Source organism: Streptomyces sp. NPDC054840 (assembly GCF_053611065.1).
The window spans coordinates 1-9,797 of the sequence record NZ_JBSGZP010000242.1 but is presented as its reverse complement, the minus strand read 5'-3'; the positions used below and the strand labels follow the sequence as shown (position 1 = coordinate 9,797).

Annotated in this window: 9 protein-coding genes and 1 pseudogene; 6 read left to right on the top strand and 4 right to left on the bottom strand. The window is 73.3% G+C overall.

Features of this window, described 5'->3' with window-relative positions; genetic code table 11:
- The coding region (locus ACWGIU_RS18775; protein WP_453707165.1) for an HD domain-containing protein at nucleotides 1–448 on the bottom strand (448 nt) is incomplete at its 3' end.
- Between the two features lie 329 nt (nucleotides 449–777).
- Between ACWGIU_RS18775 and ACWGIU_RS18770 the strand changes: the two genes are divergently transcribed.
- Together ACWGIU_RS18770 and ACWGIU_RS18765 are read left to right on the top strand one after the other, a co-directional pair.
- Entirely contained in the window at nucleotides 778–951 is a 174-nt protein-coding gene (locus tag ACWGIU_RS18770; protein ID WP_453707167.1) for a hypothetical protein, read from the top strand.
- Nucleotides 952–1,138: 187 nt separating this feature from the next.
- Complete coding sequence (locus ACWGIU_RS18765) at nucleotides 1,139–2,122, top strand: NAD-dependent epimerase/dehydratase family protein (RefSeq protein ID WP_453707164.1); 984 nt, start codon at nucleotides 1,139–1,141, stop codon at nucleotides 2,120–2,122.
- Here ACWGIU_RS18765 and ACWGIU_RS18760 read toward each other — a convergent pair.
- The 3 genes from ACWGIU_RS18760 to ACWGIU_RS18750 are packed head-to-tail and all read right to left on the bottom strand — an operon-like array spanning nucleotide 2,108 to nucleotide 5,030.
- Nucleotides 2,108–3,547, bottom strand: coding sequence for a lipase maturation factor family protein (locus ACWGIU_RS18760; RefSeq protein WP_453707162.1), 1,440 nt, complete (start codon nucleotides 3,545–3,547; stop codon nucleotides 2,108–2,110). The two genes, ACWGIU_RS18765 and ACWGIU_RS18760, sit on opposite strands and share 15 nt — an antisense overlap.
- Nucleotides 3,548–3,567: 20 nt before the next feature.
- The gene (locus tag ACWGIU_RS18755) at nucleotides 3,568–4,101 is read right to left on the bottom strand and encodes a DUF1990 family protein (RefSeq protein ID WP_453707160.1); all 534 of its coding nucleotides are present in this window, start codon (nucleotides 4,099–4,101) and stop codon (nucleotides 3,568–3,570) included.
- Complete coding sequence (locus tag ACWGIU_RS18750; RefSeq protein ID WP_453707158.1) at nucleotides 4,098–5,030, bottom strand: YndJ family protein; 933 nt, start codon at nucleotides 5,028–5,030, stop codon at nucleotides 4,098–4,100. The genes ACWGIU_RS18755 and ACWGIU_RS18750 overlap by 4 nt, the downstream gene beginning before the upstream one ends.
- A gap of 163 nt (nucleotides 5,031–5,193) precedes the next feature.
- On the opposite strand from ACWGIU_RS18750, the gene ACWGIU_RS18745 reads away from it, so the two are divergent.
- From ACWGIU_RS18745 to ACWGIU_RS18730, 4 genes and pseudogenes are all read left to right on the top strand, one after another.
- Nucleotides 5,194–6,573, top strand: coding sequence for a DUF6777 domain-containing protein (locus tag ACWGIU_RS18745; protein ID WP_453707156.1), 1,380 nt, complete (start codon nucleotides 5,194–5,196; stop codon nucleotides 6,571–6,573).
- Between the two features lie 7 nt (nucleotides 6,574–6,580).
- Entirely contained in the window at nucleotides 6,581–8,644 is a 2,064-nt protein-coding gene (locus tag ACWGIU_RS18740; protein WP_453707154.1) for a SpoIIE family protein phosphatase, read from the top strand.
- Between the two features lie 109 nt (nucleotides 8,645–8,753).
- Nucleotides 8,754–9,410 carry a class I SAM-dependent methyltransferase gene (locus tag ACWGIU_RS18735; protein ID WP_453707152.1) on the top strand — a complete coding sequence of 219 codons (657 nt, stop codon included), beginning with the start codon at nucleotides 8,754–8,756 and terminating at the stop codon, nucleotides 9,408–9,410.
- A gap of 124 nt (nucleotides 9,411–9,534) precedes the next feature.
- Nucleotides 9,535–9,797 (top strand): annotated as a pseudogene (locus tag ACWGIU_RS18730) (hypothetical protein); the annotation flags it as partial.

Here is a 9,797-nt window from a genome sequence, read left to right as displayed (position 1 = left end):
AGTACGTGCCCGGGGGCCCCGCCCGGCAGCACCCGGCCGCGACCAGGTCCAGCAGCGGCTGCCAGTCCTCCAGGACGCCCGCGTCCAGGGCGGCCGCGGCGGCGGAGTCCCGGGCCTGGCACAGGGTGGCCACCGCCTCGGCCTCGGCATCGGGATCGGCCTCGGCACCGGCGGCGTCGTGGCGTCCGGCGTGCGCTTCGGTGGACCGGTGCGGCGACTGCAGCCGCACCAGCCGTGCCACCCGCTCGCCCAGCAGCGGGCGGATCGACTCCGCCGCCACCCCGACCGTAACCGCTCCGTCACTCAGACGGAGCAAACTTCCGAGGCAGTGCACCAAGCCCGCGATCTGCAGTTCCTTGTCGAAGGGGTGTGAGCGGCGCAGCAGGGCCGCGGTGCGCAGGCCCCGGTCGTCGGGGTCGGCGCGCAACAGCTTCATCAGCTCCAGCACGCTTGTGACGTAAGGGACTTGAGTGTCGGGCATTCCGGACCTCGCCACCGCCGACCCCCTCCGTCACACCCCCGCGCGTCCGCGGTCGAGCAGATCACCCGTCACGTACCCGCAGACCACGACTTGCTGAACGAGGAGCGAAAGTAAGAGGGCGCAGCGGATTTTGCCTTCCTATCGAGCGGAGGTCCGCTCATATGTGTACTCTGGGGCATCAAGACGGCCCCCATCCGGGCCGCGCTCCACTAAGGCGCCACCGCGTCCGGAAACCTTTCATCCCTTGCCCGGCGCGCGGTCCGCTTGCCGGGTTACGCGACACAAAGGAGTGCGCGGTGACTGAGAAGACGAAGCCCGAACCGACGGCGATGGAGCGGACGAGTTCGCGGGCGAAGCCCCGAACCGACGAGCTCGGAAGCCTTGAGGTCTGGGCCCGGTCCGCCCCGATCCGGCTGGCCGGGTACGAGGACGACCTGGCGGAAGCGCACATCCTGCCCGGTATCGACTAGTCGGCAGAGTGGTGCCAAGCGCCCCCACGTGCCCATGAGCACCGGGGGCGCTGCCCTGCCCGAAGATGTCCGGCCGCCGCGCGACCGCGGTTCCGGTGGGGTTCCCCGCACGGCTACGCCCTGAGCGTCATCGCTCACGGCGATCACGGCTTCCGCCGCCCCGCCCGCCCCGGGCAGGCTGGCGGGCATGAAGCTGCTGATGCTGGGTGGTACCGAATTCGTCGGACGCGCGATCACCGAGGACGCCCTGACCCGAGGCTGGGAGGTGACCGTCTTCCACCGCGGCCACCACACGCCCCCGCCGGGCACCTCCGCCCTCCACGGGGACCGCACGGCCCCCGGTGGGCTGGCCGCCCTAGGTGCGGGGGAGTGGGACCTGGTCGTCGACACCTGGGGCGGCGCCCCCACGGCGGTACGCGACACCACCCGCCTCCTGCGTGACCGGGCCGGGCGGTACGCGTACGTCTCCAGCCGCTCGGTGTACGCCTACCCCGCGCCGGCCGGCCTCACCGAGGACGGCCTCCTGGTCGGGGGCTCGCCGGACGCCGGCCAGACCTCCTACGCCGAGGACAAGCGGGGCGGCGAACTCGCCGCCCTCGACGCCTTCGGGGACCGTGCCCTGCTCGCACGCGCCGGACTGATCCTCGGCCCGTACGAGAACGTGGGCCGGCTGCCGTGGTGGCTGAACCGCGCCGCCCGCGGCGGCCCGGTGCTCGCCCCCGGACCGCGCGAACTCCCGATCCAGTACATCGACGTACGCGACCTCGCCCGCTGGACCCTGGACGCCGCCGCAGCGGGGCGCGCGGGCGCGTACAACCTGGTCTCCCCGTCCGGACACGCCACGATGGGCGGCCTCCTCGACGCCTGCGTCGCCACCACCGGTGGCGGCGCCGACCTGCGCTGGACCGACCCGGACCGGCTCCTGGAGGCGGGTGTGGAGCCCTGGACCGAGCTACCCGTCTGGGTCCCCGAGGGCGAGGCCTACGACCACACGCACCGCGGGGACGTCTCCAAGGCACTGGCGGCGGGCCTGACGTGCCGGCCGGTCGAGGAGACCGTGGCCGACACCTGGGCCTGGCTGCGCACGCTCGGCGGGGCCGCCCCACAGCGTCCCGACGTACCCGCCAAGGGCATCTCCGCGGAGCGGGAGGCCGCGCTACTCGGGCTCTGAGAGGCGCGCGGCCGCGAGGCGGGTCGGCGGGAGGTACTCGCGCACGAGCGTGCGGTGCCACCAGGCCCCCGTCTCGCGCAGCTCCCGCCAGGTCGTGAACCGGTAGCGGTACAGCAGGGCGCGGACATGGACCGGCGGGGCGTCCGGGAACGGGTTGTCGCGCAGCAGCCGCAGCGTGTCGCGGTCACCCGCCAGCAGCCGCTCCACGAACGGCCCGAACCAGTCCCGCGCGTAGTCGGGGGAGATCGCGGCGAACCACATCAGCCAGTCCAGCCGCAGGTGGTACGGGGCGAACTGGCGCGGAATCCGGTTCGGTTCACCCGGCTTGCCCTTGAAGCCGTACTCGCGCCAGTCCCCGTCCGCGCGCGGCACCCGGTCCGCGGTGCCCTCCACCGCCACCTCCATCCGGACCCGGCCGACCGAGCCGAACGCCCCGTAGGTGTTGACCAGGTGCAGCGCGTCGAAGGAGCGGTTCATCACCTGGCGGCGCGAGACCATGTTGAGCACCGGGTGCCGGCTGAGGAACAGGATGAGTACGGTCACCGCGCACACCAGGACCACGAACCACACCGGACCCGTGCGCGAGGCGGCAGCCGGAGGAGCGCCCGCGAGGCCGGTGAAGTCCACGGCCGAGACGGCGAGCGTGATCGTCAGCCAGTTCAGCCAGGCGAAATTGCCCGAGAGCACCAGCCACAGCTGCGTCGCGATGATGATCCCCGCGGCGTACGAGGCCACCGGCTGCGGGGTGAAAAGCAGCACCGGGACGATCAGTTGGGTCACATGGTTGGCCGCGCACTCCACCCGGTGCAGCGGCTTCGGCAGATGGTGGAAGAACCAGCTCAGCGGCCCCGCCATCGGCTGTGTCTCGTGGTGGAAGTCCAGGCAGGTCAGCTTGCGCCAGCAGGGGTCCCCGCGCATCTTGATCAGCCCGGCCCCGAATTCCACGCGGAAGAGCAGCCAGCGCAGCAGCCACAGCACCAGCACGGGCGGCCCGGCCCGCGCGTTGCCGAGGAACACGGCGAGGAAGCCCACCTCCAGCAGAAGAGACTCCCAACCGAAGGAGTACCAGGTCTGCCCCACGTTCACGATCGAGAGGTAGAGCGCCCACAGCGCGGCCCACATCGCCATGGCCGCGCCCAGCGGCACCTCGTCCCCGGCCCCGGCGGCCAGCGCGGCGGCCAGCGCCGCGCCGCCCCAGGCGCAGCCCGCGAAGAGCCGGTCCGAGTAGCGCAGTTGGAAGAGGCTCGGGGCGCGCCGGAAGGGCACGTACCGCACGTAGCGCGGTACGGGCGTCATGCCATGCGCCCCGATCAGGGCCCGGAACTGCAGGGCGGCCCCGAGGAACGCGACGAGGTAGACGCCGGCCAGGGCCCGCTGGAAGACCAGACGGGCGAGCCAGTAGCCGGGCGCCGTGAACCAGTCCATCGCCTCCAGTATCGGACCGGTCAGCCGGTGGCGGCCAGTTTGCGCAGGTGGTGCCCGAGCAGGCGGGCGTAGCTCAGCTGGAGGAAAGGGACCACCGGGCCGGCGAGGCGGGTGTACCAGGTGTTCGGGCGGCTGAAGGCGGTGACCGTGAACCACACGGTGCCGTCCGGGTCCATGTCGACGATGAAGGACTCCTCGCCGCACTCGGGGTGCCCGGCCAGGGTTCCGTAGGCGAAACCGATGCGGGCGGGCTCGTACGCGGTCCAGATCACCTCGCACGGAGCGTCGATCCGCAGCGGGCCGAGGCCGATCCCGACGATCACCCGGCTGCCGGGCCGGACCGCGCCGGCATCCGCCCGTACGCGCATGCCCGAGGTCCGGTGGGCCTGGAAGGTGGTGACCGCGGTTCCGGCGGCCTCGAAGACGGCCCGGCCGTGTCCGAGGCGGGTGCGGTGGTGCAGGTGGTTGTATCCGGCCGGCAGCGGCCGGTGGGCCGTCGCACCCCGGTCGGGGTAGCCGGCGGTGTCCCGGCCGGCGTTGATGAGGCGGGTCATGGCGCGATCTCCACTCGGTCGGTGGTGGTATGTGGTCCGGGCTCGGGGCGGTCGCCGGGCCGGTGGTCCGGACGGTCGGCCGTGCGGGCCTCGGCGGGGCGGGTCTCGGGGGTCAGCCGGCGCCAGGCGAGGACCGAGCACAGGGCGAATCCGAGCGCGTTGCCGAGGCCGTGGGTGGCGGCCATCCAGGTCAGGGTGGGGTGCGCGATCCCGGTGGCCTCGCCGGTCGCCCACCACAGGGCGAGCAGCATGGTGGCCACGAGCACGGCCGCCGAGGTGGCGAGCAGGGCACGTGTGGTCCGGTCCGGGCCGGCGGGCCGGATCTCCCGCCAGGTCAGCAGGGCCACGGCCCACATCCCGCCGGTCAGGACCACCGCGCCCAGCAGCTCGGCCCGGTCGCCGACGAAGTAGCCGAGGAGGACGAGCAGGGGGCCCGCCGGGACGCTGTAGGCCGCCCATCGTGCGAGGCCGCCGGTCCAGGCGCGGCCGCCGACGGCGCGGCACACCAGCCCGGCGACCAGGGCGGCGGTGAATCCGGCGAAGTGGAAGTGGGGCACGGTCAGCGCCAGGATGTCGAGGTCGAAGCCGAGGAGCCGGTACCCGGCGCGCTCGGAAACCAGGGCGGTGGCGGCGATCGACGGCGAGACCAGCGCGGTGGCGACGGCGATCGCGGGAGGGGTGAGGGAGCGGGCACGCAGCAGCCGGACCGGGGCCCGGGCGGCGAGCGCCAGGCAGGCCGCCGCGTACAGCGCGGCCAGCGCGGTGGCGGGCGTTCCGCGTGGCAGCCACAGGCACAGGGCGCCGGGTGCGGCCGCCGCCGGCCAGAGGCGGGCCGTGCGCAGGAACCGGGCCGGGTCGATGAGCCGCAGGCCGGCCGGCACGACGTAGAGCATGCCCAGCGTGACGATCACGTTCACCAGTACCGTCACCCTGGACTCCCCCCATCGCCGCGGCCAACGCCTTGAACGCGTTCAACCCATGGTGGGAGCCTACGACGTTTCTTGAACATGTTCAAGACGCGCGCTCCGGTTGCGGCTCCTGCTCGGATGCGGCAGACAAGAGGGAGCAACCGGGGCGAAAAGGGAGATTCAAGTGAACGGATCGTCACTTCCGACACCACGTCAGGCGTCGCGTCGTCATGCACCCGCCGGAGCCGCCCTCTTCGCCCTCCTCGGCCTCCTCGCCGCGGCGTGCGGGAGCCCGGAGGAGCCGGCGGGCGCACCCGGCGCGGAGAGCCAGGAGGTCTACCTCCAGCCTGTGGCCTCCGCCGGACCGGACCCCTTCACCCCCTCCTCGGCCACCGCCGAGTCCGCCCCCGTGCAGCCCCCGCTGCCCAACCCGACCGGCCAGGGCATCCGCACCGTCAACGCGGCCACCCCCGGCCTGTACGGCGGCACCCAGCGGCTCGGCAGCTGCGACGTGGAACAGCAGGTCCGCTTCCTGACCGAGAACGAGGCCAAGGCCCGCGCCTTCGCCGAGGCCTCGAACATCGAAGAGTCCAAGATCCCCGACTTCCTGCGCGGCCTGACGCCCGTCGTCCTGCGCGCCGACACCCGGGTCACCAACCACGCCTTCCGCGACGGCGCCGCGGACGGCTTCCAGTCCGTCCTCCAGGCCGGCACCGCCGTCCTCGTGGACGAGCACGGCATGCCCCGGGTCCGCTGCGGCTGCGGAAACCCACTGGGCTCCCCGCGCAGCCCCAAGGGATCCCCGCGGCACAAGGGCGACCCATGGAGCGGCTACCAGGCCAACCAGGTCGTCGTCGTCGAACCCACCCCCCACGTGATCAACAACCTGGTGATCGTCAACATCGCCGACAACACCTGGATCGAGCGCAAGCGGGGTGACGACGGAGCGCAGGACCGACCTCCGAAGGCGCTTCCCCCGTACGACCCGTCCGCCGGCATCCCCGACGGGCCCCCGCCCGGGGCCGGGTCCGGTGACCCCTGCCCGCCGAACCAGGCCGCACCGGGCTCACCGAACGCTCCCACGGTGCCGGTCCCCGGGGCGACGGACTGCGCGCAGGACCCGCAGTCCTCGCAGAGCTCGCCCGGCGGGAACCTGCCGCAGAACCCGGACACACCGTCGAACCCGTCCACCCGGCCGCGGCAACCGCAGCAGCCGCAGCGGCCGCCGTCCGGCAATCCCTGGGACGTCCCGACCGATCTGCCGCCGCTGGACCCCGGCGAGCAGGCCCTTCCCCTGGATCCCGACGGATCGGCCGCGCTGCCCGGCGACCCGGTCGATCCGTACAACCCGGACATCACGTCCGACCCCAACACCCTTTACGACCCGAACGGCCCGAACGGCCCGAACGGCCCGAACGACCTGAACGACCTGAACGACCTGAACGACCTGAACGGCCCGAACGGCCCGAACGGCCCGAACGACCCGAACGACCCCAACGCCGTCCCGGACCCGGCCCTGCAGCCGCAGCCCTCGGACGGGAGCAGTCCGCTGGAGAGCGCCTGACCGGCCCGTGTGTCATGGTGGATCGGTGCCGACCACCGTATCGCTGCCGGACGACTGGCCCGCACACCCGGACCGGTCGCTCTCGCTGAACCGCATGGGCAGTTTCGACTGGGACCTGATCACCGGTCTCATGCACATGGACGAAGCCGCCCTCGACGTTTTCGACACGGCTCCCGAGGAGTACGACGGCCGGCCGGAGTCGCTCGACCCGCGCGTCCCCGCCGCCGAGGGGACGCGGCTGGACGCCCTCGTCTCCTCCGCCCTCAAGAGCGGCGAGGACAGCTACGGCGCCTACTTCCGGATCCGCTGCCACGACGGGCGGCTGCGCTGGACGCACACCCAGGGCCGCGTCATGCGCGGCCAGGACGGCCGCCCGTACCGGATCATCGGCATCGTCCGGGACGCCACCGACGAGCTGAGCCACTCGGCGGAGCGGCTCGGCCTGGACGAGGAGCGGCGCCGCCAGACATCGGTGGTCGAGTCCACCACCGCCGCCCTCGCGCACGCCCGGACCGTGCGGGACGTCATCGACGTCATCGGCGACGCCCACGGACTGGAACGGCTCGGCTCCATGGGCATGGTGATGGGCCTCGTCGAAGCCGGCCGGATCCACTTGGTCGCCGAAGGGCCGGAGGACAGCTTCGTCCCCGGTACCCGCTACACCCGCATCGACGAGCAGTACCCGATGAGCGAGGTCGTCCGGTCGCTGGAGCCGCGCTTCCTCGACTCGGCGCAGGAATTCGCCCGGGATTACCCCGAGCTCTGGGCGAAGATCTCGTACATGCGGATCTCGGCCGCCGCGTACCTGCCGCTCATCGCCCAGGCCCGGCCGATCGGCGCGATCGGACTGCTCTACCAGGACAAGGCCGGCTTCACCCAGGAAGAGCGCAACCTGCTCGTCGCCCTCGGCAGCAGCATCGCGCAGAGCCTCCAGCGGGCCATGCTGCTGGAGCAGGAGCACGACCTGGCCGAAGGGCTCCAGCAGGCCATGCTGCCGCGGCGGATCCCCTCGGTGGCCGGCGGAGAGATCGCCGTACGCTACCGATCCGCCCGGATGGGCCAGGACATCGGCGGCGATTGGTACGACGTCATCCCGCTGCCCGGAGGCCGGGTCGGCGCCGTCATCGGCGACGTCCAGGGCCATGACACGCACGCCGCAGCCGTCATGGGCCAGCTGCGGATCGTGCTGCGCGCGTACGCCGCCGAGGGGCACTCGCCGGGCACGGTCATGGCCCGGGCCTCCGTCTTCCTGCACGAGCTGGACACCGACAGGTTCGCGACCTGCGCATACGTGGAGGCCGACCTCGCGACGGGCGTCCTCCAGGTGGTCCGGGCGGGCCACATCGACCCGCTGCTGCGCACCCGCGACGGGGACTGCCACCGGCTCCCGGTGGCGGGCGGGATGCCGCTCGGCCTCTCGGCCGAGTTCGGCCGCCTGGAGTACCCGGTGACCACGGTGGAGCTGGACCCGGGGGAAACGATCCTGCTGTGCACCGACGGCCTCGTGGAACAGCCCGGCGCCGACCTCGACGACGGAATCCAGCTCCTGACCTCCCGCATCCGCCGCGGACCGGCGGACCTGCAGCTCCTGGCTGACCTGCTGTGCGAGATCGCCGACGAACGGGGCGGGGACGACGACATGGCGCTGCTTCTGCTGCGCCGCCACGTGGTGGCCGCCCAGGAAGGCGGCGGCCGCCTCCAGCAGCACGTGGCACCGGGCGACCCGGAGGCCCTGGTGGCGGCCCGGCACATGATCGGGGCGGCGGTACGGGCGTGGGGCGCGCGGGAACGGGCCGACGAGATCGAACTGGTCGCGGACGAGCTGATCGTGAACGCCCTCATGCACACGGACGGCCCGGCGATCGTGACCCTACGGGTCCTGGCAGGCCCCCAGCGCCGCCTCCGGGTGGAGGTCGAGGACCGCTCCAGCGCACTGCCGCGCCGCCGCGAGGCGGGGGAGTCGGGTGTCTCGGGGCGGGGCCTGATGCTGGTGGACCGCCTGGCGGACGTCTGGGGCGTGGAGCCGCGGGGCGGCGGCAAATGCGTGTGGTGCGAGTTCGTGATGGGCTGAGGCCGCTCCGCCCGCCCCGCCCCGTTCGGCTCAGCCGCGCCCCGCGCGTGCCCGGGCCGAAGCTTCCTCATCCCCGTTGTTGTCAGTGGCGCCCGGCAGGATCACGGTCATGTCCGAACCCACCCCTGCCATCACCGCATACTGGGACGCCGCCGCGGCCGCGTTCGACGACGAGCCGGATCACGGCCTGCGCCAGGAGCCCACCCGCGCCGCTTGGTCCCGGTTGCTGAGATCCTGGCTGCCCGTCGGGCCGGCCGACGTCCTCGACGTCGGCTGCGGTACCGGGTCGCTGTCCTTGCTGCTGGCCGAGGCCGGGCACCGGGTGACAGGTGTGGACCTCGCGCCCCGGATGGTGGAGCGGGCCGAGGCCAAACTCGCGGCCGCGGGCCTGGCGGGGCGGTTCGTCGTCGGCGACGCCGCGGATCCGCCGACCGGGCAGGAGCGGTACGACGTCGTGCTCGGCCGGCACCTGCTGTGGACCCTGCCCGACCCCGGGGCCGCTCTCCGCGCGTGGGTCGCGCGGCTCGGCCCGGGAGGGCGGCTGGTACTGGTCGAGGGGCGGTGGCGGGAAGCCGGCGAGAGCGGCGTCCCCTATGTCGCCGGAGCCGAATCGCTCCCCTGGTACGGCGGGATCCCCGCCGTGGAGCTGGCCGCCGCGGTCCGGCCCCTGGTGTCCGGCCTGCGTATCGAACCGCTCAGCGGCGAAGCCGAGTTGTGGGGCGGACCCGTCACCGATGAGCGGTACGCGCTGATCGCCCGGATCTGACCCGGGCGGCGGGACCGGGCCGCCCAATCGCGCCGCGGAATCGCGCCGCGGGGCGGTCGGACCGGCCCCGCCGCCCGGGAAAGTCCGTTGCGGCCCCGGCGTGGCTCCGTGAGGATCGGGGGCGATGACCAACGCCACAGATGAAGTACGCCGATTCCTGAAGAAGGACGATCTGCCCGGAGCGGTACGGTCCCTTCGGCCGCACGCCGAGACGGCATCGATCACCGAACTCGCCAAGGCCGCCCGGGCCCTGGCCGACGCCGCCGGGTTCAATGACCTGGCCGGCGCGGCCACGGCCGCCGCCCGGCGGCCCGGCGAGCCCCAGGCCCGCTACGACGTCGGCTACGCCGGCGGCGAGCGCGGCCTCGCCTGCCTCGCCGTCGCACC